Origin of the sequence: Aliiroseovarius salicola (assembly GCF_027891095.1) — a bacterium.
In the GTDB taxonomy this organism is placed as follows: Bacteria; Pseudomonadota; Alphaproteobacteria; order Rhodobacterales; family Rhodobacteraceae; genus Aliiroseovarius; species Aliiroseovarius salicola.
The window spans coordinates 26,358-50,587 of the sequence record NZ_JAQIIO010000002.1 but is presented as its reverse complement, the minus strand read 5'-3'; the positions used below and the strand labels follow the sequence as shown (position 1 = coordinate 50,587).

Below are 24,230 nucleotides of genomic sequence, written 5' to 3'. Positions count from 1 at the left end.
AACTACCGGAGACACTCATGCTCAATGACCCGCTTTTCATTCTTGTGATCGTGGCTGTAGCCGCGGTGCTGATCATCCTGTTGATGGGAATCGGTACGTTTGGCGTGGGGGGTAAAGTGGCGCGAAAGCACTCCAATCGTTTCATGCGCTACCGTATCTATGCGCAAGCGGTGGCAATTGTGCTTATACTGCTGTTCATCTGGCTGCGCGGAGGCAATTGATGGTTGTTCTGAACAAAATCTACACTCGGACCGGCGACAAGGGTGAAACGGCGCTTGGAGATGGCTCGCGTCGGGCCAAACACGACGCCCGCGTAACTGCCTATGGCACCGTGGATGAAACCAACGCGGTGATTGGAATCGCGCGCCTGCATGCCGAAAGCGACGTGGACGCAGCACTCGCCCGGATCCAGAATGACCTCTTCGATCTCGGCGCAGACCTATGCCGCCCCGAGATGGAGAAAGACGCCGAGGCAGACTATCCACCGCTCCGTATGGCGCAAGAACAGGTTGATCGACTTGAGGCCGAGATTGACGTGATGAACAAAGTGCTGGAGCCTCTGCGCAGCTTCATCCTGCCCGGCGGCACGCCTCTGGCTGCCCATCTCCATATGGTACGCACAGTGTCGCGCCGCGCCGAACGTCTGGCCACAGAACTGGCGGCAAGTGAAGACGTGAACCCGGTAGCCGTCAAATACCTCAACCGCCTGTCCGACTGGTGCTTCGTCGCAGCGCGAGTCGCAAATGACGACGGCAAAGCGGATGTGCTGTGGGTTCCGGGTGCGAACCGCTGAAAGTGGAACAATGTCCAGTGGACATTGTGGCAACCGGAAGGGCGGAGCCCAGGCCAGCATGGCCGGGCGCCAATCGCGAGTGACGTTTTTTCAACATCAATGATTAGACAGCACCGTCGGCAAGACGGGTGGGTTTTGACCATTTCCCGCATTTTTCCGTCGTTCCCAGAAACATTCTCGTAAAGAATCTCCCCCAAAAACAAAAAACGCGGCGTCGTTGGAACAAGACGTGACGATTTTGCGCTGTTTTTGATGGCCCCGACTCGTTAAACGTGTCGCGAGAGCATGACCGCCCTGCGGGGCATAACTGGGAGAGACACGCCAATGAAGGTGCTTGTACCTGTTAAGCGCGTGATCGACTACAACGTGAAAGTTCGTGTAAAAGCGGACGGATCGGGTGTCGATCTTGCCAACGTGAAAATGTCGATGAACCCCTTTGACGAGATTGCCGTCGAAGAGGCCATTCGCCTGAAAGAGGCCGGTAAGGCTGACGAGATCGTCGTGGTTTCGATTGGGGTCAAGCAAGCTCAGGAAACCCTGCGCACCGCTCTGGCCATGGGCGCTGACCGCGCCATTCTGGTAAACGCAGCTGACGATGTTCACACCGACATCGAACCACTGGCCGTTGCCAAAATCCTTGCGAAAGTTGTTGAGGAAGAGCAGCCCGGCCTGGTTTTGGCTGGCAAGCAAGCCATCGACAATGACATGAACGCCACCGGCCAGATGCTGTCGGCGCTCTTGGGTTGGTCGCAAGGCACTTTCGCGTCCGAGTTGGACATTGAAGGCGACAAAGCCGTTGTGACCCGCGAAGTGGACGGTGGTCTGCAGACCATCAAGGTATCGATGCCGGCCATCGTGACCGTAGACCTGCGCCTCAACGAGCCGCGCTATGCCTCGCTTCCGAACATCATGAAAGCGAAGAAAAAGCCGCTGGACGAGAAAACCGCCGCCGATTACGGCGTTGACGTCACACCGCGCCTGGAAATCGTTTCGACCACCGAACCTGCCGCCCGCGACGCAGGCATCATTGTGGGTTCGGTCGACGAGCTGGTTGAGAAACTCAAAGAAGCGGGGGCTGTATAATGGCTGTTCTTCTTCTCGCAGAAGTCAACAATGGTGAACTGGCGCTGGACGCCACCGCCAAAGCTGTCACCGCCGCGAAGTCGCTGGGTGACGTGACCGTTCTGGCCGCTGGTGGCACCGCCGCCGCAGCCGGTGAAGCCGCTGCCAAGATCGACGGTGTGGCCAAGGTTCTGGTTGCCGAAGATGCATCGCTGGGTCACCGCCTGGCGGAATCAACCGCAGCCCTGATCGTCTCGCTTGCTGGCGATTACGAGCATATCGTGGCCCCGGCCACCACCGACGCCAAGAACGTGATGCCCCGCGTGGCAGCCCTTCTGGACGTAATGGTGATCTCGGACGCTTCAGGTGTGGTTGACGCCAACACCTTCGAACGCCCGATCTATGCCGGCAACGCCGTGCAGACCGTGAAGTCGAACGACGCCAAGAAGGTTATCACCTTCCGCACCTCGACCTTCGACGCTGCTGGCGAAGGCGGTTCGGCTTCGGTTGAAACCGTTTCAGCTGCCGACAACCCCGGCCTCAGCGAATGGGTTGAAGACAAGGTTGCCGAAAGCGACCGCCCCGAGCTGACCTCGGCCGGTGTGGTTGTATCTGGCGGCCGTGGTGTTGGATCGGAAGAAGACTTCAAACTGATCGAAGCTCTTGCCGACAAGCTGAACGCCGCTGTGGGTGCCTCACGTGCTGCGGTCGACTCGGGCTATGCCCCGAACGACTGGCAAGTGGGTCAGACCGGTAAGGTCGTCGCACCAGAGCTTTACATCGCCGTGGGCATCTCGGGCGCGATCCAGCACCTTGCTGGCATGAAGGACTCGAAGATCATCGTTGCGATCAACAAAGACGAAGAAGCACCGATCTTCCAGGTTGCAGACTTCGGTCTGGTTGCCGACCTGTTCGAAGCGGTACCCGCGCTCACCGAAAAACTCGGTTAAACCAGGCGGAACACGCGAACAAAAGGCCCGCCAATCGGCGGGCCTTATGCGTTTCAAACTCTGATCTGGTTAACCCTGCACACGGATGCTGCCCACCAAAGCGTCCGCCGTCAAATCGTGCGCCACAACGCCCAACATGCAGCCTGCAGCCGCCCCGTCCATCTCAGGATAAACCAAATCCTGCTGACCAAACGCAATATCTTCCGGCGAAACGACCACCTCGACGATGTCCCGAACAAAGGGACGGATTTCGTTGATCATCTCTTCGTCCACCATTGCTGGATCCGTTCCAAGGATACCCTTGGGACAGTGGTCGGCCAAACCCCGTTCAGATAACCAAAGAAGAACCAGAGGGCTTTCAATCCGAGCCACCAACGATTTCATCCGCGACACCCAAGCCGTTTTCAGCTCTGCTTCAACCATCGCAAATTTTTCAGCTGAGCTGTCCTGGAGGGTTTGCAGCATGTGACGCGTGAAATTGAATTCGGTGAAATCCACATCCTGATAGATGGACTTCAACATGTTTGACGCACGTACGAAACGATCATTTCGGCGAGGATGCACAACGTAGAACCGATTTGACAGATTAACAGCCCCCGGCACTTGCAGAACTGTCAGGCTGGACCGACCACAGGCCTCCAAGATCGTGTGCTCGTGAATAAAGACATCCACACCTGCGTTCATACACCCAAAATTGACCACTTGCCTCCCCAACAGACCCTCCATCAGTTCCGGATAGGGATGTTCGACAAATTTCCCATAGGTTTCACTGCCGCCCATCACGGCAATGTAATCCCTTTTCAGATCGCGTTTTGGACCACGAAACAGAATTTTAGACGCCCCATAACGGCACGGAAAATACTCCAGCGATTTCTCGCCAAGCGATTGATAGGCCATTTTCACCCACTCCAAATTTTCACCCAAAAAGGAGAGTCGCTCAGAGGTCTTGAGATTTTACTAACCGGACAATGAGATCAAATCTGTTAGGATTTGCTTAGGGCTTGTCCCTCTCTTCCCGTCCCCCTAGTGTTCGCGCAACGAGGAAAGGGTGAGCATGAGCATCGAAAGAGTAGGAATTGTTGGCGCTGGTCAGATGGGCAACGGGATTGCCCATGTCTTTGCGTTGGCAGGCTATCAGGTTCTGTTGAATGACATCAGCCAAGACAGTCTGGACGCGGCCATGGCCCGCATTGCCAAGAATATGGGGCGCCAGATTACCAAAGGCGCGATCTCGTCTGAGGATCAGGAAAATGCTCTGGCACGGATTGAAACGACTTTGACGCTCACCGACCTGGGTCAGACGGATCTGGTCATCGAAGCTGCGACCGAAAAGGAAGAGGTGAAGAAGCAGATCTTCGACACGCTGTTGCCGCACCTGAAACCCGAGACCATTCTGACCTCAAACACGTCTTCCATCTCGATCACGCGTCTGGCTTCGGGGACCGATCGACCCGAGAAATTCATGGGCTTCCACTTCATGAATCCGGTTCCGGTCATGCAATTGGTCGAACTGATCCGTGGTATTGCCACCGACGATGAGACCTATAAGGCCTGTCTCGAAGTGGTGAACCGCCTGAATAAAACCGCTGCGAGTGCGGAAGACTTCCCGGCCTTCATCGTCAACCGGATCCTGATGCCGATGATCAACGAAGCCGTCTATACGCTTTATGAAGGGGTTGGCTCTGTTCAATGCATCGATCAATCCATGAAGCTGGGGGCAAACCACCCGATGGGTCCACTGGAACTTGCAGATTTCATTGGGCTCGATACCTGTTTGTCGATCATGAATGTTCTGCATGAAGGATTGGCCGACACCAAGTATCGCCCGTGCCCGTTGCTGACAAAATATGTCGAAGCAGGTTGGTTGGGGCGCAAAACCCAGCGCGGGTTTTATGACTATCGCGGGGAAACACCGGTTCCCACCCGCTGATCAAGCTAATACACGGAGGCCCTGACACGCCTCCGACCACTTCAGGGCATCAGGACTTTGTGTCCTGATGGTTTCCCAATTCGAGAGTGTGCTTTCTGAGCCAGGACATGAACCCGCGTGGATCGCTGGAAAGCAACTCCATCTGTTGATCCGTCAATGGAGGCCCGACAATCGGGCGTTGTGGCTGGTTGCAGCTGTCGACAATCTCATGCAAGAGCAACCCCTGACGCACCGTCGCAGACAATCGGCTGGCGATCTGATACCAGCGCGAATTTGATCCGGGGAAGTAAATCGGCACCACACGCGCACCGGACCTACGGATCATCTGTGCAGTAAAGACGTTCCAATCCCGTTCTATAGCCTGCCCCATCAGCGTGTCACTTGAAGCCACAACACCGGATGGGAAGAGGGAAATCAGCCCCCCCTGTTTCAGCCATTTCATAGATTCGGCCCGCATCTCGACCATTTTTTTCTGCGCATCGGGGTCATGCACAAATGGCACGGGTATCATATAGCTGGAGGCGACTTTATCGATCCCATCAAGGACCGACCGGGTGAGAATGCGATAGTCGTTGCGGCGCCGGCCAATAAGTTCGGCAAGGATCATTCCATCAACCAACCCGCGAGGGTGGTTCGCGACAACAACAACCGGCCCGTCAACAGGGATATGATCGAGTTCTTTCTCGGGTGTCTCGATCGGGATGCCCATAACATCAAGGCAGGCTTTCCAGAATGCCTGCCCCTTGGGGGCGCCTTCCTTTTCGAGCCGACGCACCATCCGGATGATGGTGATTTTGCCGGTCATCCATTCGATGGCCCTGATCGCCTTGGCCTGTGTCGGGTTGTTGAAAGTATTGGCATAGGTCAGGCTGCTCCGATCATAATGATTGTACGATACGGATTGTTCACGGCCTTCCTGACCAGATGTTAAATTCGATTGAACCAATACACTTTACCTACTTGAGCAAACCTAACGGCTTACATTCCTTCTCCAAATTTATCTGCAATCAATGCGTCCAGTGCTTCCATCAGCTTTCCAGCCTCTGGGCCTGAGGTTTCCACCTGAATGTTGGTGCCCTGAGAAGCCGCCAGCATCAAAAGACCCATAATAGAATCCCCTTCCGCCTCGATCCCGTCCTTTTCAACACGCGCATGTGCGTCGTGATTTTCCACCGTCTCGACAAACTTCGCCGACGCACGGGCGTGCAATCCCTTCACATTGATGATCTCCAGGATCCGGTTGTTGCTCATGTAAATCTCTCCTGACCCGCGTTGATGCAATCAATATACTTGCGCCCCGCAGTGAGGGCCATTTCTGTTGCGCGCTCAACCGGAAGGTGGCGCGATTTTGCCAATTTCACCAACATAGGAAGGTTAGCCCCGTACAGGATCCGGCGATCATTTTTGCGACAGGCTGGCAGCGACAGGTTGGACGGAGAGCCGCCAAACATATCCACCACAACCACAACGCCATCCCCCTGATCGACACTGTCGGCAGCGGCGCTGATCTCGTTCTGCTTGGCCTCGCGATCCAGTTCGGCGGTGGTCGAAATTGCGACAACACCTTCCTGACGGCCAACAACATGTTCGACCGCGGCCAGATATTCCCCGGCCAATCCGCCATGTGCGACGATCACAATTCCGATCACGCGCGTTTCCCCGATACATCCTGAGCCTGTCCGCCGAGCGGGCGCTCCAATTCACGGTGCCTAATTGACACCTGCCAGCCCTTATGTGCAAGGGCCTTTGCCAGTCTTTCCGTCAGGGCAACCGAACGATGTTTTCCCCCGGTGCAGCCAATTCCGATGGACAGGTGTGATTTTCCCTCTTCACCATATGCCGGCAAAAGAAAATCGACCAGATCTGATACTTTCTCGAAAAATGGACCAAATCTGGCATCCTCCGCAACATAGTCAGCCACCTGCTGATCACGGCCGGTCAATCCACGCAGCTCGGGATCCCAATGCGGATTTCGCAAAAACCGGGCATCAAACACCAGATCCAACCCACGCGGAACCCCTCGTTTATAGCTGAACGATTGGACAGAGACCGCAAGCAGGTCAGACCCAGACACGGAAAGCCAGCGCAGCAGCTCTTCCTTCAGATCATGTGGCGACAGTTCAGATGTGTCGATCAGGATATCCGCCCGGCTGCGCACGGGTTCCAGCAACTGTTCTTCACGCAAAATCCCGTCGACCGGAGTTTCCGATGGCGCAAGAGGATGGCGCCGCCGCGTTTCCGAGTAACGTCGGACCAGCACATCCTGAGAGCAATCCAGATAAAGCAATTCCATCCGATAGCGTGGGTCTTCGCGCAGGTCCTCGATCACTTCCAGCATCATCTCGGTCGAGAAATCCCGGTTGCGCACATCCACCCCCAATGCAATCGGATGGGTCAATGCAGGACCTGTCAGGACTCGGTGTACGAGCGACAAAGGCAGATTATCAATAACCTCATATCCAGCATCTTCAAGCACCCGAATGGCCGTACTGCGACCTGCACCCGAAGGTCCAGTGACCAACAGGATCGGGGGAACACTTTCAATCGTATCTGTTCTGTCCGAGCTATCGTCCATACTCGTGTCCACCAAACTTCACCATGTGAAATATGGCACTTGGAAAGGCGGTGTCGTCAACCCGCCAAACGGTTCTAACCGGCTGATTTGTCACAAAAGTGACGGGGCGTGACGGTGGAAGGCGCTCTTGCTCCACCTGCGACAGGTCCACCACAAGCTTGACGGGAGCGGAGAGCACATGGGGAACATGGATCAACCCCAGCCCGCGGGCTTCGATCAATCCAGCCATTTTGTCGGGTGCGTAGGCTGTCGGAGTTTCCGCTCCAGAGGCCACGCGGGTCAGGTCATCGGCAACAAGTTTCGCCCCAAGCCCAATCAATTCCAGCGCAAGAGATGATTTTCCCGAACCGGACGGTCCGATCAACATGACCCCTTGCCCGGCGATAGAGACAGTTGTTGCATGAAGAAAGCCGCGCGCGTCCGTTGTCAGCACATGGGCTGTATCGCTCACACTGGCAAGCCCACGACAAAGCGGGCACCCAATGGTTCCGAAGTCACATCAGCATCTGTCGGACGGATATTTTCCGCCCAGATCACGCCGCCATGTGCTTCGACAATCTGTTTTGAAATCGCCAATCCCAGCCCGGAGTTATTGCCAAACTGCTTTTCGGGTCGCTCGGAATAGAAACGTTTGAACACTTTGGTCAATGCCTGATCGGGAATGCCCGGTCCGGTGTCTTCCACAACCACCAGCACGCGATTGTCGCGCTTGCGGGCCCAAACCCGGATGGCATCCCCATCTTCGCAGAAACTTAGCGCATTGGAGATGAGGTTCACGAAAACCTGCGCCAGACGTGCCTCAAGCCCATTGATGACAATTGGCTGGGCTGGAAGGTCGGTGATAAAATCGACCCCTTTTTCATTCGCTTCGTTGCCCAGATATTCGGTCAGATTGCCCAGCATTTTCAGAAGATTGAAGGCGTCCTCTTCTTCCTTCACCAACTCACTGTCAAGCCGGGACGCGTTGGAAATATCGCTGACGAGCCGATCCAGGCGACGCACATCATGATCGATCACGTCCAGAAGTTTGGTGCGATGCTCTTCTTTCTTGGCGACGCGCAACGTGCCGATGGCAGAACGCAGGGAGGCCAGCGGGTTCTTGATCTCATGAGCAACGTCCGCGGCAAACTGTTCGTTTGAATCGATCCGGTCATAAAGTGCCGCCACCATTCCGCGCAACGCTCCGGAAAGACGACCGATCTCATCGGGACGTCCCGACAGATCCGGAATACGTACCCGCCCCGGATTGACCTTTTTGGCATTCTTGTCGCGACCCAGTTCAGCTGCTGCCGCCAGATCCGAAAGCGGATTTGCAATGGTCGAGGCAAGCAACAGGCTCAGGCCGATCGACACGAGAATGGCAATCACAAACATCTGAAACAGCTGTTCGCGCTCATTGCGCACCAGCTGATCCAGCTCTCCCGCAGCCGTGGAAATTGCCAAGGCGCCGATTGCTGTTCCATCTTTCAGGATCGGAGTGGCAACAGAGAAAATCGTTCCGCCTTCGCTTTCCACACCTGGGGCGACCTGAGTCGCTCCAGACAAGGTGCCACCCAACAGTTCCCGAACGATCGCTTCTCGGTCCAGAGGAGTTGCGGTGTCTTGCCCGACGGAGAGAAGTGATGAAATGCCTTCCCAGAGGTTGTTGAGCAGATCGGTGATGATCGTCGAACTTCCATCGGGTTCCAATCCACTGAACGGCAAGGTGGCTGCGCGTGGTTGGCCAGTTGAACTGGCCAGAAGGGTCTGATCCGCATCGAACACAAACGCTTCGACCCCTTCCGGCAGGGAAATCTGAGACAGGGTTTCCGGGATGTTCAACCCGTCTTTCAAGGAGATATCCCCCTGAAGCTGGGCTTCAAACACATCTGCGATCAGCTCTGCCTCAATCACCAATCCGCCTTCGCGCTGGAGAACGAGGCTATCGCGGAACGGATTTAGATACAGCACGCCTGCCACCAGAACCAGTAGCCCTATCAGGTTGAACGTGATAATCTTGCGGGCCAATGGGGAACGGTTGATCGAAATCAGTCCGCGCCGCGCACGTCTGTTGCGCAGCTCGGTTTCGACGGTGTTCTGGGGCGCAACCCAGTCCTCACCGATGACAACATCCGAGCTTGATGATTGTTTGGTATCGCGCAACGTCTTCCCCAGTCCGTGCCCTTATTCTTCGTTATAGCGATAGCCTATCCCGTATAGGGTCTCAATCGCTGAGAAATCCGAATCCGCTGTCCGCATCTTTTTCCGCAGGCGTTTGATGTGGCTGTCAATTGTCCGGTCATCCACGTAGACCTGATCATCATAGGCCACGTCCATCAGCTGATCCCGGCTTTTGACAAATCCCGGGCGGGTGGCCAACGCCTGCAAAAGCAGAAATTCGGTCACTGTCAGGGCCACATCCTTGCCCTTCCAGGCCACCGAATGGCGCAGCGGGTCCATGATCAGATCACCGCGATCCAGGATCTTGCTCTCCTCGACATCACCGATTTCATCCTTGGCCCGCACTTCCTGACGGCGCAGAAGCGCCCGGATGCGTTCAACCAGAAGGCGCTGCGAGAAGGGTTTGGTCACATAGTCATCCGCCCCCATGCGCAAGCCCAACACCTCGTCGATCTCATCATCTTTCGAGGTCAGGAAGATCACTGGAAGCGTAGATGTTTTCTGGCGCAACCGTTGCAACAGATCCATCCCGTCCATTCTTGGCATCTTGATATCCAGAACAGCCATATCGGGCATTCGCTTTGTGAACGCCTCCAATGCGGTCTGACCATCATTATAAGTTTCGACCTCGAAGCCTTCCGCCTCGAGTGTCATTGACACCGACGTAAGAATGTTTCGGTCGTCGTCAACAAGAGCGATCCTCGACATCGGTGCTCTCCTCGTGCTGCTCGTTTCAATTTTTGTTTGGTCTTATTTCCCGCATATTCCCGTTTTCAGCCTTGAGAATCAACAAAGAACTGCGAATCAGACCGGGTTCAGACGATATTGAATCCTATAAAGTGTAAAATCATGGCGAATATGCCTCACCTAACATAAGGGCCATGACCGCCCATTCATGCGACAGTTTGCGCAAACACCGCCCTGTTTGCGCAAACTGCTACTTTGCCACCTGTTCCCTTTTATCCGCGCCATGCTATAGCGCCCTCACCGCCCTCGTTCACATGAGGGTGGCGCGTGTGGCCGGAGCCTGACAACCAGTCCCGGACAGACCATACGCTTTCATGTGGACAGAAACGCCGGGGGAGACCACGGACCGGCGACAGGAGCAAATCTATGACCATTGGACGGGTAAACCCAGCACGCCGCTTGGAAGATCAAGGCATCACCGGGCTGGGCAATGTCTATTACAACCTGATGGAGCCGGCCCTTGTCGAAGCCGCGCTGAAGCGCGACGAAGGCAAACTGGGCAAAGGCGGCGCCTTCCTGGTCACGACGGGCAAACACACGGGCCGTTCGCCCAAGGACAAGTTTGTCGTGAAAACCCCCAGCGTCGAGCCGCATATCTGGTGGGAAAACAACCCGCCGATGGACCCGGCCAAATTTGACGTGCTTTACGAAGATATGCTTGAGCACATGAAAGACGGCGACTATTTCGTACAGGACCTGTTCGGTGGCGCGGACCCCGCGCATCGTCTCGATGTGCGCGTGGTCTCGGAACTGGCCTGGCACAACCTGTTCATCCGTCACCTGCTGCGTCGCCCGGACCGCGATGAACTGGACGAGTTCGACCCTGAATTCACCATCATCAACTGCCCGACCTTCAACGCGAACCCCGAACGCCATGGATGCCGCTCGGAAACAGTGATCGCGCTGAACTTCGACCGCAAGCTGATCCTGATCGGCGGCACCGAATATGCCGGTGAAAACAAGAAATCTGTTTTCTCGCTGCTGAATTACATGCTGCCTGAAAAAGGCATCATGCCGATGCATTGCTCGGCCAACCACGCCAATGGCAACCCGGTCGACACTGCAATCTTCTTTGGCCTGTCTGGCACAGGTAAAACCACTTTGTCAGCCGATCCCTCGCGCACCCTGATCGGTGACGACGAACATGGCTGGTCGGACACCGGCACCTTCAACTTCGAAGGTGGCTGCTATGCCAAGACAATCAACCTGTCGGCCGAAGCAGAACCAGAAATCTACGCCACAACCGAGAAATTCGGCACTGTGATCGAGAACATGATCTATGACGAGGAAACCCTCGAACTGGACTTCGAAGACGACAGCCTGACCGCAAACATGCGCTGCGCCTATCCGCTGCACTATATCTCGAACGCATCGAAATCGGCCATTGGCGGGCACCCCAAGAACATCATTATGCTGACCTGTGATGCGTTCGGCGTGCTGCCTCCGATTGCCCGCCTGACCCCGGCGCAGGCAATGTATCACTTCCTCTCGGGCTTCACCTCCAAGGTGGCTGGCACCGAGAAAGGTGTGACGGAACCCGAGCCGACCTTCTCGACCTGCTTTGGTGCGCCCTTCATGCCGCGCCGTCCGGCCGAGTATGGTGCGCTTCTGCGCGACAAGATCGCCAAACACGGCGCAACCTGCTGGCTGGTCAACACTGGTTGGACTGGCGGCGCTTACGGCACTGGCTCGCGTATGCCGATCCGTGCCACTCGCGCCTTGCTGACGGCCGCTCTGGACGGGTCGCTGGCCGACGCTGAATTCCGCAAAGATGAAAACTTCGGCTTTGAGGTTCCCGTCAAGGTCGCAGGCGTTGCCGATCTGCTCTTGGATCCGCGTCGCACATGGGATGACGCCAGCGCCTATGACGCGCAGGCCCAGAAACTGGTCGAGATGTTTGCCAAAAACTTCACCCAGTACGAGGGTGACATCGATGATGATGTAAAGGCCGTCGCCCTGGGCTAACAGCCCGTTATAAAAAGACAGGAAAGCCGCGCTGTGTGTTGCACAGAGCGGCTTTTTTTATTTTCCGCATCCAAAAGATCATATCTCATTGTGACGGCTCACTAGGTGCAATTGATGGACCCCAGAGATGAGATTGACGTCACACCCCATGACGTCTGGTCAGGATTTACCAAACACCGTCCACTCTGCACAGTTTTACCATGAACAATGAGGTCGTCATTCCCGGCCCAGCAGAACTGCGTGGCAGCTGGTATCCGGCGCGCGCGCCCCGCGCGGTTGCTGTTCTGCACGGGGCCACTGCGGTGCCACACCGGTTTTATCGCCACTTTGCCAAGTGGCTTGCCACAGAGCAGTCGGTCAGCTGCCTGACATATGACTATCGCGACTTCGGGGCCTCGACCAAAGGGCATATCCGCCATGCCACTGCGTCTCTGGCGGATTGGGGCATTGCAGACCAGCAGGCGGCACGGGATTGGGTGTCAGTCCGCAGCAAGGGGCTACCGATCTGGGTGATTGGCCATTCCCTTGGCGGGCTGATGCTGGCGCGCCAAACGCGTACAGAAGAGATTTCCCACATCATTGCGGTCTGCTCAGGCCCGGTTCACACTTGCGACCATCCATGGCCTCACCAAGCGCTGGTCCGCGCTCTGTGGTTTGGAATTGGACCCATGTCGATGGCAGCATTGGGATATGTGCCGGGGCGCTTGTCCGGATTGGGTAGCGACCTGCCGGGACCGGTGTTCAGGCAGTTGAAACACTGGTGTACAACCCGCGGGTTCGACCTAAGCGAGCCAGATCTGCCGCAGCCGCGCCCCACTGGTCTTGCCTGCCCCCTACGCACGGTTGGTGTCAGCGATGATGCCTCTGTGCCACCCCCTGTGGTGTCCCGATTGGCCGAGCGCTATCCGTTCTGTCCGCATGAACATGTGGTGCTAAAGCCCGAAATTTTCGGCTTGGAAAAGGTGGGGCACACTGCCATCTTTTCACGCCGCAATGCAGCAATGTGGCCCACAGTGATAGGTGCTAACCCATCAGTCCCTTTCGGATCAGGTTAAGACCCAAAACCGTCAGAATCACCAATGTCACCCGTTTGAACGTGGCCTGTGGCATGGCGTCGTGAAACCGCCCACCAATCATCATGCCGATCACCGCAGGGAACAGCAAAAGTGCGGACAGTGGTGCGGTCTGAGAATTAAAAACACCCGATTTCAGATGCGCCGCAACCAAGGCAACAGCCCCGACCCCATAGATCACTCCCTGTACCCGCATCTGCTCAGCCTTTGGCGTGTTGACGGCGGTCAGATAGGCAACGGTGGGCGGCCCCCAGACGCCGGATATGCCGCCAATAAACCCAGCAATTGCGCCAACGACACTTTCATCCCGCGGCCGGTTTTCTGGTTTCAGGTTTGGAGACCATCCACGCAATTGCACCAAGCAAAGAAGGACAATTGGCACACCAATGGCGATAAACAAAACGTTTTGCGGCAAGACCCGAACCAACTGAGCGGACAACATAATAACTACAAGAAAACTAGTCAGAAAAAGCTTGTATTTGCCGACCGCCTCCATCGCGGCTCTGAGCCCCTGGCGCAAGCTCTGCCACAGATTGGTGACAACGGTTGGCAGAATCAAAGCGGCCAGAGCTATTTCTGCGGGCAGGGTAATCGCCAAACCCGAGATCATGATCAACGGCAAGCCAAATCCGACGGCTCCTTTCACGAAACCCGCACTCAGGGCCACGCCGACCGCCAGAAAAAGCATCCAGATGGGTAAATCCGCGACAATTCCCATTTCATTCTCCTGCACCTATCCCCCTCATACAACAGAAGTGCAGCGCCTGCATGCGCCATCTCGCAACGTCATAATTGTGCGAATTTTATGCTGCATGCGCATTTTTATTGCGCTGCACCTGCAAAATGGATATCCGGTAACTGAGAAGTTTGACGGGAGGGCGAATCCGCCTGACCGCCCGCATGACCCGCATACAGGAGACAGTATGATGAGCGCCCTGATCGACAATATCCTCAACCTGACCGGTGAGGCCCTTGCCCCGGTTGAGACCCTGTTTGACGCCGCCAAATCTTCGGTTCGTGACTTGGTCGCAGACGGAGACCACATCTCCGGCGCGAAGCTTGAAGAGCATCAGGCCGCCGCCCACGCGCTATCCTGGCTGGCCACCTATACAGAAAGCCTGCGCCAGATGAACGCCTGGGCCACGCGCCTCAATGAGGCCGGTCAGCTGGATGAAATGGAAACCCTGCTTCTGCAAATCGCCTTTGGCGAATACCTCGCCCAGATCAAGGGTGGGATGATGATGAGCCAGAACGAAATGGCGCGTCTGTCGGATATGGGCGTGGATGGTGCCGGGCTCGAAACCGACGCGATCAACTCGCTGGTCGCCAATGGCAACTCCCAAGCCGCCCGCAACCGGCTTGTTGAGCTGATGCGCGACAATGCCGGCCACGCAACCTTTGGGGCCACGGGGCTTGATGAAGAACTGGAGATGATCCGCGAGCAGTTCCGTCGCTATGCCGATGAACGTGTCGCCCCCAATGCCCATGACTGGCACCTGAAAGATGACTACATCCCGCTGGAAATCCTGGAAGAGCTGGCCGAGATGGGTGTCTTTGGCCTGACCATCCCCGAGGAATATGGCGGGCTGGGCTTGTCGAAGGCGTCGATGGTTGTGGTCTCGGAAGAACTCAGCCGCGGCTATATCGGTGTGGGTTCCCTTGGTACCCGGTCAGAAATCGCGGCAGAGCTGATCCTTGCAGGCGGCACGGATGAGCAGAAAGAACAGTGGCTTCCGAAAATCTCGTCTGCCGAAATTCTGCCAACCGCCGTTTTCACTGAACCCAACACCGGGTCCGACCTTGGCAGCCTGCGCACGCGTGCGGTGAAAAACGCCAATGGCGATTACGAGGTGACGGGCAACAAGACCTGGATCACCCACGCCGCCCGCACCCATGTCATGACCCTTTTGGCCCGCACTGATCCCGACAGCAAAGACCACCGCGGCCTGTCGATGTTCCTGGCCGAGAAAACGCCGGGCGACGATGAAAACCCGTTCCCGACCGAAGGCATGACCGGTGGCGAGATTGAAGTGCTGGGCTATCGTGGCATGAAGGAATTCGAACTTGGTTTTGACGGGTTCAAGGTCAAAGGCGAAAACCTGCTGGGTGGGGAAGAAGGACAAGGCTTCAAACAGCTGATGAAAACCTTTGAAGCGGCCCGCATCCAAACCGCGGCCCGCGCCATCGGCGTTGCCCAGAATGCCCTGGAGATCGGCATGCAATATGCCGAGGACCGCAAGCAGTTCGGCAAGTCGCTGATCAACTTCCCGCGTGTGGCCAACAAACTCGCGATGATGGCGGTTGAGATTATGATTGCACGTCAGCTGACCTACTTCTCGGCATGGGAAAAAGACCACGATCAGCGTTGTGACCTAGAAGCTGGGATGGCCAAGCTGCTTGGTGCCCGCGTGGCCTGGGCTTGTGCAGATAACGCGTTGCAGATCCATGGTGGCAACGGCTTTGCCCTAGAGTACCAGATCAGTCGCGTACTTTGTGACGCACGCATCCTGAACATCTTCGAAGGCGCTGCCGAGATCCAAGCGCAAGTGATTGCGCGGCGTCTTCTGGGGTAAGCGAGGAGCAGCTCTGCTCCCGCATTCTTCGCTCATCCGAGGACACTCCCAAACAAACATCAGGGCCGCCAACAGGTGGCCCTTTTCATTTCGGCAACACGTGCTGGCAACGACGAGTTAAGCCTGCGCTGATAAGGCGCATACCCAAATACACAATACACTCCCCATGGTCTTGCGAAGGGCCAACAGCACCGCTAGTCAAACACTACAAGAGCGCAGGGCGGAGAACATGACAGGCACACGAACGCGTTTGAATGGCGAAGATTGGGTCGAAGCAGGTTTTCGCGCCCTGATCAGTAGCGGCCCAAAGGCTTTAAAAGCTGAACCTCTGGCGAGGGAGATGGGCACCACCAAGGGATCGTTCTACTGGCATTTCAAAGACATTCCAGACTTCCATTCCAAGATGCTGTCCTCTTGGGAAAACCATGCCAAAAACACGATCTCGGAAGGGCTTGCCGCTGAGAAAGATCCTGTCCGTCGCCTTTATCTTTTGGGTGAAATTGCGATGGCCAGTGACGTCACACAGGATGGTAATAGTGCTGAACCCGCCATCCGCGCCTGGGCGCAAGAAAACCAGGGAGTGGCGGAGGCCGTAGGTCGAATTGATCAAAGTCGTCTGGCTCATCTGGAACAAGCATTGTCAGATCTGGAGCTGACAAACCCGGAATTTGCCCGACTCATCTACGGCGCTTGTATTGGACTAGGCAGCCTGCCTTCCAACGGCAATGCTGAAAATCGGGATGCGATGAGCACGCTCATGGCCGCCCTTCTGGCGCTTCGCGATGCCTGAATTGTGATCTCAAACCCCTTGGCCCCGCGCGGTGACGGGGGATATTAAAGGATCATGAAACAGCTAACCGCTTTCTGTGCAATTACGCTTGCCCTATTTGGCTGTAAGGATGAAACCCTGTCGGGCTATTCCCCGGAAAAAACGACCTGGGTCTGGCAGGAATTGGATGGCAAAGCCGCGCCTGCCCGTGCCACCTTGCGTCTGCCTGCGCCGGGCCGAATTGAGGGCAAAGCGCCCTGCAACAACTACTCCGCCCGTCAGTCAGCCCCCTACCCTTGGTTTGCGGTTGATCAAATTACGGCCACCAGAATGGCCTGTCCGGATCTTGCAGCTGAAACCGAGTTCTTCGCCGCATTGCAGGCCATGAGCCTTGCCGAAGTCTCAGCCGATCACCTGCTTCTCAGCAATGATGACGGCCGAGAGATGCTGTTTGCCGCCGCCCGTTGACCCCCGGCTTAATCTGGAACCGAAAGGGCCAATGTGCGGCTGATCCGTGCATAGCTCTCGCCGCTTTCCTCTTGCCACGCGTTGAACGCCGCCTGCACCGCAATCTGCGCTTTCTTGGACGTTGCAGCCCCATCAATCACGCCCGCTTCATTCAGTGCGGCAACCACCGATTTGGACAGAATAAACCCGTCATAGCCAAGTGTTCTGAGCGCATAGGGTCCGGTCATTCCCCCCAATCGCGCCCCGCGGCTTTTCAGCATCGCATAGAGGCCAATCACATCATCTTTGGGCCAGCTCACAACAACCTTCGCCGCACTGCCGTGCTCCCTCGCCAGTTCGGACAGAAACACCGCATTGTCCCGGACAGAGAGAATCTTCTGCGCATTCCGCACGATCCCCTTATCCGCCAACAGGCGATCCAGATCGTCATCCGACATGAGTGCATTGCGCCCTACATCGAACCCGTGAAACGCCGCCTCGAACCCCGGCCATTTTTGCTCAATCACTTTCCAACTGAACCCGGCCTGAAAGACGCCCCGAGCGAAGGCTGACAAAATGCGATCATCCCCCAGCTCACTCAGCTCAACATTTGAGGCTGCCGGCATCGCAGCCTCAAACGCCTCTTCCCCCTTGCGGGCAATGGCGCGGGCACGAATGGTTTCAAGCCTCTGCATTTCTCTCCCTTTCCAAATCCCGTTTCAGCCGATCCAGCAAGCGTGCGCGTGCCTCTGGCAAGGGTTTGTCCCCCATGGAATGCGCCAGACCGTGAGTCAGGAAATGCCCGGTCGTGACCAGACCATCCAACACATTCTCAAGCCGCCCCTGCCCAACACCTAGTAATTCAGCCGGGAGCGGCAACAGCCGATCGGCCCATTCACCGGCCCCTTCCGCCGATACCGCGCGACCGGTTTTCGGCGAAACATAAGCAAGATCATCTTTGCTGCCCGTCACCGCGCATTGGCTGAGATCGAGACCAAACCCCATCTCTTCCAACAATGCCAATTCCCATTTCAAATAGGCCACGGGCCAGAGCGGGTTCGCCGCGAGAAGATCAAGCATTGATTGCGTGCGCGAATATAACACTGGATGCGTCTCTCGTTCGGGTAAGGCAAACCTTAGCAGAGCGGTCATGGCGTTTAATCCGGCAAGGGCTGACCGATCCGACATGATCAAAGCACGCGCTTTAATGGGCTCCACGGTGAAGCTTCCAATGTGCTCTTCAAGCCGCGCGCGCCATGTCAGATCCAATTGCGTTCCGGGCTGCAGGATCGGCTGCATCTTCCGGCTCACGCCACCACGTACAATCCCAGCATGGCGACCGTGCTCCGCCGCAAATACCTCGATGATCACCGAGGTTTCCCCATGCTTGCGCACGGACAAAAGCGCGCCTTCATCTCGCCAATCCATAGGACCTCCTGTCCGACAAGACTAAGCGGATCCGACACGAGGGCAACCCACCCTCTTCCTCTTGCCTAAAATATCCCCGCCGGAGGCATGCCCGAGCGTAGCGAGGGCCACTGTGACCGGTCCGGACGGCCCCGCAGGGGCAGGACATCTGGGCGCAATCCCTCAGTCCGAGAGCCCCGGCTCATCCAGCAAATGGCGCCCGGACTTGTCCTCAACTTCAATCACCCAAAGATCCGGATCAAAGCCTTTCTGACGGGTAAGCGCGGCGTCCACATCACGCTCTTCCCCTTCCGACAGCACCACCCAGGCGCGTTCGCCCGTCATCAGGTCAAAGCTGCGCTGATAGACAGCGGCCTGACCATCAAGCGTGTTCAGTTTGACCAAAACCGCCCCGGCCGTCAGGTCGCCCTTTCGGGTTACAAAAGCGGGAATATCGGCAAGCCTGAGCCGCGTCAGATAGGCCGAAACCCAGACATCCGCGGTCAGTCGCGTCACTGATTGCCGTCCTTGAAATCAAGCCCCATCTCGGAATAGCGCTCTTTTTCCTCAAGCCAGTTCGGGCGCACTTTCACCTGCAAGAACAGATGCACCTTGCGGCCCATGAATTCTTCCAGTTCAGCACGAGCAGCTTGGCTCACCGCCTTGATCGTCTCGCCTTTTTTACCAAGGACAATCCCTTTGTGCCCATCGCGCATTACATAGATGATCTGGTCCACCCGGGCGGACCCATCCTTGCGCTCTTCCCAGCTCTCGGTTTCCACCGTCATCTGGTATGGCAATTCCTGATGTAGGCGCAGGGTCAGTTTTTCGCGGGTCATCTCTGCAGCGATCATGCGCATGGGCAGATCAGCAATCTGGTCTTCGGGATAGAGCCAAGGCCCATCTGGCAATTCACCCGCCAGCCATTCGCGCAATGCTTTCACACCATGGCCCTTTTCTGCCGAAATCATAAAGGTTTCGGTGAAGTCAAAGCGTTCGTTCAGGTCTTTGGTCAGCGCCAGAAGCACTTCGGATTTCACTTTGTCGATCTTGTTGATCGCCAGCGCCACTTTGCGGCCCTGAGAAATTTCTTCCAGCCCTTCGAGGATCTTTTCAACCCCTTCAGTCACACCGCGATGGGCCTCGATCAAAAGCACCACGATATCCGCGTCGGCAGCCCCGCCCCAAGCGGCCGCCACCATCGCGCGATCCAGGCGGCGGCGTGGGCGGAACAGGCCCGGCGTATCCACAAATACCATCTGCGTATCGCCTTCGATCGCCACACCGCGAATACGGGCACGAGTGGTTTGCACTTTGTGGGTCACGATCGACACTTTAGCGCCAACCATTAGGTTGGTGAGTGTCGATTTCCCGGCATTCGGTTCGCCGATAAGGGCGACAAATCCAGCTTTGGTCATTTTGCACTTTCCAGCGCATCCAGCAGCGCTTTTGCAGCGGCCTGTTCGGCCTGCCGTTTCGAATTGGCACGGGCTTGCGCCACTTTGCCATTGTCCAGACGCGCTTCGATGGTGAATTCCGGCGCGTGATCCGGCCCTTCACGGGCCACTTCCACATATTTCGGCGGGGCAAGCTTACGGGCTTGCGCCCATTCTTGAAGCGAGGTTTTCGGGTCACGAGCGTCTGCTTCGACCTTGCCGATCCGATCCCCCCAGAGGCGCAGCACCATATCCCGCGCCACGTCAAATCCAGCGTCACGATAGACCGCAGCAATCACCGCCTCCATCGCATCCCCCAATAGAGCCAGTTTGCGACGTCCACCGGTCTTTTGCTCAGACCGGCCCAGCTTGAGCACCTCTCCCAACCCGACCTCGCGGGCCACATCAGCACAGGCTTCTTTGCGCACCAGCGCGTTATAGCGCGGGGCAAGCACACCCTCCGCCGACTTGGGATCATCTTCCAGCAGGCGCTCCGCCATGACAAGCCCCAGCACCCGGTCGCCCAGAAACTCCAGCCGCTGGTTGTCAGGGCGGGTCGAGGACGAGATTGACCCATGCGTAAGCGCACGGATCAACAGCTCGGGGTCTTTGAATTCATACCCGATACGGCCTTCGAAAGCCCGGAGATCAGAGGACAGTTTCACTCGATTGCCTTGAAGAAACGATCTGAACGCCATGTCCAGAAATAGACCAACCGCTTGCCAGCTGATGAGAACATGATGCGGTCGGCGCGGCCCAGAAGATACTCAAACGGCACCATTCCGACACCGCCTGCATTTTGGCTCACGCGGCTGTCTGTCGAGTTGTCACGGTTGTCCCCCATGAAGAAGAAATGTCCTTCGGGCACAGTAAACACATTGGTATTGTCATTGCGGCCGGTTGCCACGTTCAGGACCGAGTGCTGCACACCATTGGGCAAGGTTTCGATGCTGCGTTCTTTTTCGCAAACACCGCCTAGACCAACCGGACGATTGGCGCAGATCGGGATGGTGCCAAACCGGCCTTGCGACTCCTTGATCTCTTCGAAAACACCACCTGGCGTTTGCGGCGCCTCGACGCCGTTGATGAAGACAATCCCGTTCTTCAGCTGAATTTTGTCCCCTGGCAGTCCGATCAGGCGCTTCACATAATCGGTGCCAAGCGTCGGGTGGCGGAACACCACAACGTCGCCCCGCTCGGGGTCAGAAGCCAAAATCCGGCCGGAAAACGGGCAGATGCCAAAGGGGCAGGAGTACTGCGAATAGCCATAGGCCATCTTGTTTACAAAGAGGAAATCACCGATCAAGAGCGTGTCTTTCATCGACCCGGTTGGGATCCAGAACGGCTGAAAAAACAGGGTGCGAAACACGCCTGCGATGATCAGTGCCCAAAAGATGGTCTTGATGGTCTCGAGGATGCCATCCTGTTTTTTCTCGGCCATGAGGTCCTGCCTGTAAATGAGTTCCCCGCGATATGGGCGGGGATGGGGAAAGAGTCAAGTTACACGGGGGTTAAAGCGCTGATTTGGGGTTGGAGTGTGGGCCGGACAACGGACGGGCCTCGATCACAACAAAAGCCTGCGCCCAGGGATGGTCATCTGTCAGGGTGACATGAATGATCGCCTCATGCCCCTCCGGGGTCATCTCATCAAGGCGGTCACGCGCCCAGCCGGTCACGTCCATTACCGGCTGACCGGTTCGCAGGTTTGACACGGCCATGTCGCGCCAGCTGATCCCCATCGCAAGCCCCGTGCCCAGCGCTTTGGAACAGGCTTCTTTCGCGGCCCAACGCTTGGCAAGTGTGCCCGCCTCATCCCTGCGCCGCGCAGCCTTGGCCAGCTCCCGCTCGGTAAAGACGCGGTTGCGGAAGCGGTCACCGAACCTGTCCAGTGTGCCCTGGATACGCTCGATATTCGCAAGGTCCGTGCCGATGCCAAGGATCATGCTCAGATCTCCACCACCACGGTGCCTAGCTTCTGCCCGGCTTCGACCTTTTCATGGGCGGCAGCGATATCCGGCAATCCACCAGATTGAACAACCGCATGGGACAGCTTGCCAGCTTCCAGCCACTCAGCCAGTTGAGCTTCGCCACGAGCATGGGTTTCGGGATCAAGCTGATAGACGATCAGCATGTGCAGGGTCACGTTTTTGAACATGAACGGATAGAATTGGAGCGTTGGCGCCATTTCGGATGCGGAGGCGTAGGATGCGATTGCGCCCCCCGGCTTAATCAACTCCAGACTGGCCTGCTGATTGGCTGCGAAATCAACTTCCACAATGCGGTCCACTCCCTGACCTGAAGTCAAGTTCATGACGGCCTCGGCCACATCATTTTCACGGTAGTTCACCCAGTCCTCTGCGCCGGAGTGATCTGCCTTTTCTTCTGAACTCACGGTGGTGATGACACGCGCGCCTCCAAGCGCTGCCATCTGACAGGCGTATCGTCCAACCGTACCAGCCCCGCCGGTCACAAGAATCGTTTTCCCCTCGATCGGTCCATTACGATAAAGCGCATACCAAGCCGTCATTGCAGGGATGCCGAAACACGCCCCTTCTGAAAAGCTGGTATTGCTCGGCAGGTTCACCGCCTGATGGGAGGGAAGCGCCACATATTCCGCAGCGGTGCCGAAAGCACGCTGCCAGCAGGCATTCCACAGCCAGACCCGCTCGCCAACGCGTGCCGGATCTACACCATCCCCAACCGCTTCGATCACACCAGCGCCATCCGAGTGGGGAATGATGCGGGGAAAGGCCATCGTTGCGCCGGGCCTCGCCCCCGCACGCAGTTTTACGTCAGACGGATTAATTCCGGTGGCACAGAGGCGCACCAATACCTCGCCCGGCCGGGGATCCGGCGTGGGCATGTCGCCATAGACCAGCACGTCGGATGCCGCGCCAAATCCCTCATACCATACTGCCTTCATCGACTTTCTCTCCCTTAAATTCGAGCTGTGAGGATCTTGAGACTTGCCGCCCCGAACAGCAGGCCGAACGTCAAATCAAACACCCGCTTTGCGCGGCGATAACCACGTACAATTGCAGAGGTCGAGAACAGAAACGCATAGCCGACGAAGACACATATCCCACCGCTGTAGAGGAACAGAAACATGCCAATGATCTGTGTGGGTGATGCTGTTGGGGGCAAAACAATGGAAAACACCGCACCCCAGGACAGGATCGCTTTGGGATTGGTCAAGTGGATCAATGCACCTTTCTTGAATGCGGTCAGACGAGAGCCTTGGGCAACTGTACCCTCATGTATCATCTTGTCTGAAAAGGCCGACCTGAGCGACTTGATGGCCAGATGCAGCAGGTAGGCCGCGCCCGCATATTTGACTGTGGTGAAAATCCAGACATGCGTCAGCATCACTGCCCCCATGCCAAACGCGGCGGTGATGCCCCAAAACGCACCGCCAGCCAGTATTCCTGTGGCAAAAGCAACGGCCTGGCTGCGTCCTTCGGACATTGCGGTTCCTGCAATCCCCAAAGTGGCCGGGCCGGGCGAGCCCCCGGCCAACACCCATCCGAACCAGATCAGAGCCAGTTCAATCCCGGTCACGCCCGCGCCTCATCCATCAGTTTCCGCATTTCGGCCATGGCGTCAGGCAGTCCGCGGAAGATGGATTCGCCGATCAGAAAGTGACCGATATTCAGCTCCATCACTTCCGGCATTTCGGCAATTGGCTTCACGGTCTCGTAAGTCAGCCCGTGACCCATGTGCACTTCGATCCCGAGTGAATGGGCGAGGCGCGCGCTGTCGCGCAGTCGCTCAAGCTCTGCATCGCGTTCAGCAAATTTGCCTTCAGCGTGGAAATCGCAATAGGCGCCGGTGTGCAATTCAATCACCGGAGCTCCGATACGGGCGGCGGCTCGGATCTGCGCCTCTTCCGCGCCGACAAAGAGCGACACGCGCGAGCCTGCGTCGGCAAGTGGCGCGATATATTCGGCAAGTCGGTTTTCCTGTGCCGCCACTTCCAACCCGCCTTCGGTTGTCAGTTCTTCGCGCTTCTCTGGCACGATACAGACCGCGTGGGGCTGGTGCTTCAGGGCAATCGCCTGCATCTCTTCGGTGGCGGCAATTTCGAAATTCAGCGGGATCGACAACGCATCCATCAGCCCGGAAATGTCATCATCCAGAATATGGCGGCGATCCTCACGCAAATGCGCGGTAATCCCGTCGGCACCGGCCTCCTGTGCCAGCAGAGCCGCCCGCACCGGATCCGGATATGCCGATCCACGCGCGTTGCGCACGGTGGCAACGTGATCAATGTTTACGCCGAGGCGTAGTCTGTTGGTATGCGTGTTATCGGTCTGATCTGACATGTCGCGCTCCACGATTGGGTT

29 protein-coding genes are annotated in these 24,230 nt (G+C 56.8%); 10 read left to right on the top strand and 19 right to left on the bottom strand.

Features of this window, described 5'->3' with window-relative positions; genetic code table 11:
- Positions 1-17 precede the first annotated feature (17 nt).
- From O2N63_RS03875 to O2N63_RS03860, 4 genes are all read left to right on the top strand, one after another.
- Positions 18-221: a twin transmembrane helix small protein gene (locus O2N63_RS03875; RefSeq protein ID WP_271052904.1), complete on the top strand. Its 204-nt coding sequence runs from the start codon at positions 18-20 to the stop codon at positions 219-221.
- Positions 221-793, top strand: coding sequence for a cob(I)yrinic acid a,c-diamide adenosyltransferase (locus O2N63_RS03870; RefSeq protein ID WP_271052903.1), 573 nt, complete (start codon positions 221-223; stop codon positions 791-793). Before O2N63_RS03875 ends, O2N63_RS03870 begins: the two co-directional genes overlap by 1 nt.
- Before the next feature lie 324 nt (positions 794-1,117).
- On the top strand, positions 1,118-1,876 hold the full coding sequence (locus O2N63_RS03865) for an electron transfer flavoprotein subunit beta/FixA family protein (protein WP_271052902.1): 759 nt from the start codon (positions 1,118-1,120) through the stop codon (positions 1,874-1,876).
- A complete protein-coding gene (locus tag O2N63_RS03860) occupies positions 1,876-2,805 on the top strand; it encodes an electron transfer flavoprotein subunit alpha/FixB family protein (RefSeq protein ID WP_271052901.1) in 930 nt (309 codons plus the stop codon). The genes O2N63_RS03865 and O2N63_RS03860 overlap by 1 nt, the downstream gene beginning before the upstream one ends.
- Positions 2,806-2,874: 69 nt before the next feature.
- On the opposite strand, the gene O2N63_RS03855 is transcribed toward O2N63_RS03860, so the two are convergent.
- Complete coding sequence (locus tag O2N63_RS03855) at positions 2,875-3,702, bottom strand: DUF6473 family protein (RefSeq protein WP_271052900.1); 828 nt, start codon at positions 3,700-3,702, stop codon at positions 2,875-2,877.
- Between the two features lie 157 nt (positions 3,703-3,859).
- On the opposite strand from O2N63_RS03855, the gene O2N63_RS03850 reads away from it, so the two are divergent.
- Positions 3,860-4,735 carry a 3-hydroxybutyryl-CoA dehydrogenase gene (locus tag O2N63_RS03850; protein ID WP_271052899.1) on the top strand — a complete coding sequence of 292 codons (876 nt, stop codon included), beginning with the start codon at positions 3,860-3,862 and terminating at the stop codon, positions 4,733-4,735.
- 49 nt (positions 4,736-4,784) lie between these two features.
- Here the strand turns inward: O2N63_RS03850 and O2N63_RS03845 are convergent, their stop codons facing one another.
- Genes O2N63_RS03845 through O2N63_RS03815 form a run of 7 tightly spaced genes read right to left on the bottom strand, consistent with a single transcriptional unit; the run spans position 4,785 to position 10,178 of the window.
- On the bottom strand, positions 4,785-5,681 hold the full coding sequence (locus tag O2N63_RS03845) for a lysophospholipid acyltransferase family protein (RefSeq protein WP_271052897.1): 897 nt from the start codon (positions 5,679-5,681) through the stop codon (positions 4,785-4,787).
- A gap of 32 nt (positions 5,682-5,713) precedes the next feature.
- Positions 5,714-5,986 (bottom strand): HPr family phosphocarrier protein, encoded by a 273-nt coding sequence (locus O2N63_RS03840; RefSeq protein ID WP_271052895.1) that lies wholly within the window; start codon positions 5,984-5,986, stop codon positions 5,714-5,716.
- Positions 5,983-6,384, bottom strand: a complete 402-nt coding sequence (locus O2N63_RS03835) for a PTS sugar transporter subunit IIA (RefSeq protein ID WP_271052894.1) — start codon at positions 6,382-6,384, stop codon at positions 5,983-5,985. The genes O2N63_RS03840 and O2N63_RS03835 overlap by 4 nt, the downstream gene beginning before the upstream one ends.
- Positions 6,381-7,310, bottom strand: a complete 930-nt coding sequence (rapZ, locus tag O2N63_RS03830) for an RNase adapter RapZ (protein ID WP_271052892.1) — start codon at positions 7,308-7,310, stop codon at positions 6,381-6,383. Before rapZ ends, O2N63_RS03835 begins: the two co-directional genes overlap by 4 nt.
- On the bottom strand, positions 7,300-7,761 hold the full coding sequence (locus tag O2N63_RS03825) for an HPr kinase/phosphorylase (protein ID WP_271052891.1): 462 nt from the start codon (positions 7,759-7,761) through the stop codon (positions 7,300-7,302). The genes rapZ and O2N63_RS03825 overlap by 11 nt, the downstream gene beginning before the upstream one ends.
- Positions 7,758-9,452, bottom strand: coding sequence for a sensor histidine kinase (locus O2N63_RS03820; RefSeq protein ID WP_271052890.1), 1,695 nt, complete (start codon positions 9,450-9,452; stop codon positions 7,758-7,760). Before O2N63_RS03820 ends, O2N63_RS03825 begins: the two co-directional genes overlap by 4 nt.
- Before the next feature lie 21 nt (positions 9,453-9,473).
- On the bottom strand, positions 9,474-10,178 hold the full coding sequence (locus O2N63_RS03815) for a response regulator transcription factor (protein WP_271052889.1): 705 nt from the start codon (positions 10,176-10,178) through the stop codon (positions 9,474-9,476).
- 405 nt (positions 10,179-10,583) lie between these two features.
- Between O2N63_RS03815 and O2N63_RS03810 the strand changes: the two genes are divergently transcribed.
- Positions 10,584-12,182: a phosphoenolpyruvate carboxykinase gene (locus O2N63_RS03810; RefSeq protein WP_271052888.1), complete on the top strand. Its 1,599-nt coding sequence runs from the start codon at positions 10,584-10,586 to the stop codon at positions 12,180-12,182.
- 200 nt (positions 12,183-12,382) lie between these two features.
- Positions 12,383-13,237: an alpha/beta hydrolase family protein gene (locus O2N63_RS03805; RefSeq protein WP_271052887.1), complete on the top strand. Its 855-nt coding sequence runs from the start codon at positions 12,383-12,385 to the stop codon at positions 13,235-13,237.
- On the opposite strand, the gene O2N63_RS03800 is transcribed toward O2N63_RS03805, so the two are convergent.
- On the bottom strand, positions 13,206-13,973 hold the full coding sequence (locus O2N63_RS03800) for a sulfite exporter TauE/SafE family protein (RefSeq protein ID WP_271052886.1): 768 nt from the start codon (positions 13,971-13,973) through the stop codon (positions 13,206-13,208). The genes O2N63_RS03805 and O2N63_RS03800 overlap by 32 nt on opposite strands.
- A gap of 205 nt (positions 13,974-14,178) precedes the next feature.
- Between O2N63_RS03800 and O2N63_RS03795 the strand changes: the two genes are divergently transcribed.
- The 3 genes from O2N63_RS03795 (at position 14,179) to O2N63_RS03785 (ending at position 17,065) form a co-directional block, all read left to right on the top strand.
- Positions 14,179-15,828, top strand: a complete 1,650-nt coding sequence (locus tag O2N63_RS03795) for an acyl-CoA dehydrogenase family protein (RefSeq protein ID WP_271052885.1) — start codon at positions 14,179-14,181, stop codon at positions 15,826-15,828.
- Positions 15,829-16,057: 229 nt separating this feature from the next.
- Positions 16,058-16,618 (top strand): TetR/AcrR family transcriptional regulator, encoded by a 561-nt coding sequence (locus tag O2N63_RS03790; protein WP_271052884.1) that lies wholly within the window; start codon positions 16,058-16,060, stop codon positions 16,616-16,618.
- Between the two features lie 54 nt (positions 16,619-16,672).
- Positions 16,673-17,065: an META domain-containing protein gene (locus O2N63_RS03785; protein ID WP_271052883.1), complete on the top strand. Its 393-nt coding sequence runs from the start codon at positions 16,673-16,675 to the stop codon at positions 17,063-17,065.
- Positions 17,066-17,073: 8 nt separating this feature from the next.
- On the opposite strand, the gene O2N63_RS03780 is transcribed toward O2N63_RS03785, so the two are convergent.
- From O2N63_RS03780 to O2N63_RS03735, 10 genes are all read right to left on the bottom strand, one after another.
- Positions 17,074-17,739 (bottom strand): DNA-3-methyladenine glycosylase I, encoded by a 666-nt coding sequence (locus O2N63_RS03780; protein ID WP_271052882.1) that lies wholly within the window; start codon positions 17,737-17,739, stop codon positions 17,074-17,076.
- Entirely contained in the window at positions 17,726-18,472 is a 747-nt protein-coding gene (gene recO / locus O2N63_RS03775; protein ID WP_271052881.1) for a DNA repair protein RecO, read from the bottom strand. The genes O2N63_RS03780 and recO overlap by 14 nt, the downstream gene beginning before the upstream one ends.
- A 162-nt stretch (positions 18,473-18,634) precedes the next feature.
- Complete coding sequence (locus tag O2N63_RS03770) at positions 18,635-18,967, bottom strand: DUF1491 family protein (RefSeq protein WP_271052880.1); 333 nt, start codon at positions 18,965-18,967, stop codon at positions 18,635-18,637.
- Positions 18,964-19,869, bottom strand: coding sequence for a GTPase Era (era, locus tag O2N63_RS03765; protein WP_271052879.1), 906 nt, complete (start codon positions 19,867-19,869; stop codon positions 18,964-18,966). Before era ends, O2N63_RS03770 begins: the two co-directional genes overlap by 4 nt.
- Positions 19,866-20,552 carry a ribonuclease III gene (gene rnc / locus O2N63_RS03760; RefSeq protein ID WP_271052878.1) on the bottom strand — a complete coding sequence of 229 codons (687 nt, stop codon included), beginning with the start codon at positions 20,550-20,552 and terminating at the stop codon, positions 19,866-19,868. The genes era and rnc overlap by 4 nt, the downstream gene beginning before the upstream one ends.
- A complete protein-coding gene (lepB, locus tag O2N63_RS03755) occupies positions 20,549-21,328 on the bottom strand; it encodes a signal peptidase I (protein WP_271052877.1) in 780 nt (259 codons plus the stop codon). Before lepB ends, rnc begins: the two co-directional genes overlap by 4 nt.
- 70 nt (positions 21,329-21,398) lie before the next feature.
- Positions 21,399-21,830 carry a holo-ACP synthase gene (gene acpS / locus O2N63_RS03750; RefSeq protein WP_271052876.1) on the bottom strand — a complete coding sequence of 144 codons (432 nt, stop codon included), beginning with the start codon at positions 21,828-21,830 and terminating at the stop codon, positions 21,399-21,401.
- A gap of 2 nt (positions 21,831-21,832) precedes the next feature.
- Positions 21,833-22,810 (bottom strand): NADPH:quinone reductase, encoded by a 978-nt coding sequence (locus O2N63_RS03745; protein WP_271052874.1) that lies wholly within the window; start codon positions 22,808-22,810, stop codon positions 21,833-21,835.
- Between the two features lie 14 nt (positions 22,811-22,824).
- Complete coding sequence (locus O2N63_RS03740) at positions 22,825-23,445, bottom strand: LysE family translocator (RefSeq protein ID WP_271052873.1); 621 nt, start codon at positions 23,443-23,445, stop codon at positions 22,825-22,827.
- Positions 23,442-24,209, bottom strand: a complete 768-nt coding sequence (locus O2N63_RS03735; RefSeq protein ID WP_271052872.1) for a pyridoxine 5'-phosphate synthase — start codon at positions 24,207-24,209, stop codon at positions 23,442-23,444. The genes O2N63_RS03740 and O2N63_RS03735 overlap by 4 nt, the downstream gene beginning before the upstream one ends.
- Positions 24,210-24,230: the final 21 nt, after the last annotated feature.

What these genes read in the sequence shown, in the direction of transcription:
- O2N63_RS03780 (WP_271052882.1), bottom strand. Translation starts at nt 17,739, where the DNA reads ATGCAGAGGCTTGAAACCATTCGTGCCCGCGCCATTGCCCGCAAGGGG.
- O2N63_RS03875 (WP_271052904.1), top strand. Translation starts at nt 18, where the DNA reads ATGCTCAATGACCCGCTTTTCATTCTTGTGATCGTGGCTGTAGCCGCG.
- rapZ (WP_271052892.1), bottom strand. Translation starts at nt 7,310, where the DNA reads ATGGACGATAGCTCGGACAGAACAGATACGATTGAAAGTGTTCCCCCG.
- O2N63_RS03810 (WP_271052888.1), top strand. Translation starts at nt 10,584, where the DNA reads ATGACCATTGGACGGGTAAACCCAGCACGCCGCTTGGAAGATCAAGGC.
- O2N63_RS03800 (WP_271052886.1), bottom strand. Translation starts at nt 13,973, where the DNA reads ATGGGAATTGTCGCGGATTTACCCATCTGGATGCTTTTTCTGGCGGTC.
- O2N63_RS03790 (WP_271052884.1), top strand. Translation starts at nt 16,058, where the DNA reads ATGACAGGCACACGAACGCGTTTGAATGGCGAAGATTGGGTCGAAGCA.
- lepB (WP_271052877.1), bottom strand. Translation starts at nt 21,328, where the DNA reads ATGGCCGAGAAAAAACAGGATGGCATCCTCGAGACCATCAAGACCATC.
- O2N63_RS03855 (WP_271052900.1), bottom strand. Translation starts at nt 3,702, where the DNA reads ATGGCCTATCAATCGCTTGGCGAGAAATCGCTGGAGTATTTTCCGTGC.
- O2N63_RS03840 (WP_271052895.1), bottom strand. Translation starts at nt 5,986, where the DNA reads ATGAGCAACAACCGGATCCTGGAGATCATCAATGTGAAGGGATTGCAC.
- O2N63_RS03745 (WP_271052874.1), bottom strand. Translation starts at nt 22,810, where the DNA reads ATGAAGGCAGTATGGTATGAGGGATTTGGCGCGGCATCCGACGTGCTG.
- O2N63_RS03795 (WP_271052885.1), top strand. Translation starts at nt 14,179, where the DNA reads ATGATGAGCGCCCTGATCGACAATATCCTCAACCTGACCGGTGAGGCC.
- acpS (WP_271052876.1), bottom strand. Translation starts at nt 21,830, where the DNA reads ATGATCCTTGGCATCGGCACGGACCTTGCGAATATCGAGCGTATCCAG.
- O2N63_RS03860 (WP_271052901.1), top strand. Translation starts at nt 1,876, where the DNA reads ATGGCTGTTCTTCTTCTCGCAGAAGTCAACAATGGTGAACTGGCGCTG.
- recO (WP_271052881.1), bottom strand. Translation starts at nt 18,472, where the DNA reads ATGGATTGGCGAGATGAAGGCGCGCTTTTGTCCGTGCGCAAGCATGGG.
- O2N63_RS03870 (WP_271052903.1), top strand. Translation starts at nt 221, where the DNA reads ATGGTTGTTCTGAACAAAATCTACACTCGGACCGGCGACAAGGGTGAA.
- O2N63_RS03785 (WP_271052883.1), top strand. Translation starts at nt 16,673, where the DNA reads ATGAAACAGCTAACCGCTTTCTGTGCAATTACGCTTGCCCTATTTGGC.
- O2N63_RS03865 (WP_271052902.1), top strand. Translation starts at nt 1,118, where the DNA reads ATGAAGGTGCTTGTACCTGTTAAGCGCGTGATCGACTACAACGTGAAA.
- O2N63_RS03815 (WP_271052889.1), bottom strand. Translation starts at nt 10,178, where the DNA reads ATGTCGAGGATCGCTCTTGTTGACGACGACCGAAACATTCTTACGTCG.
- O2N63_RS03805 (WP_271052887.1), top strand. Translation starts at nt 12,383, where the DNA reads ATGAACAATGAGGTCGTCATTCCCGGCCCAGCAGAACTGCGTGGCAGC.
- era (WP_271052879.1), bottom strand. Translation starts at nt 19,869, where the DNA reads ATGACCAAAGCTGGATTTGTCGCCCTTATCGGCGAACCGAATGCCGGG.
- O2N63_RS03735 (WP_271052872.1), bottom strand. Translation starts at nt 24,209, where the DNA reads ATGTCAGATCAGACCGATAACACGCATACCAACAGACTACGCCTCGGC.
- O2N63_RS03850 (WP_271052899.1), top strand. Translation starts at nt 3,860, where the DNA reads ATGAGCATCGAAAGAGTAGGAATTGTTGGCGCTGGTCAGATGGGCAAC.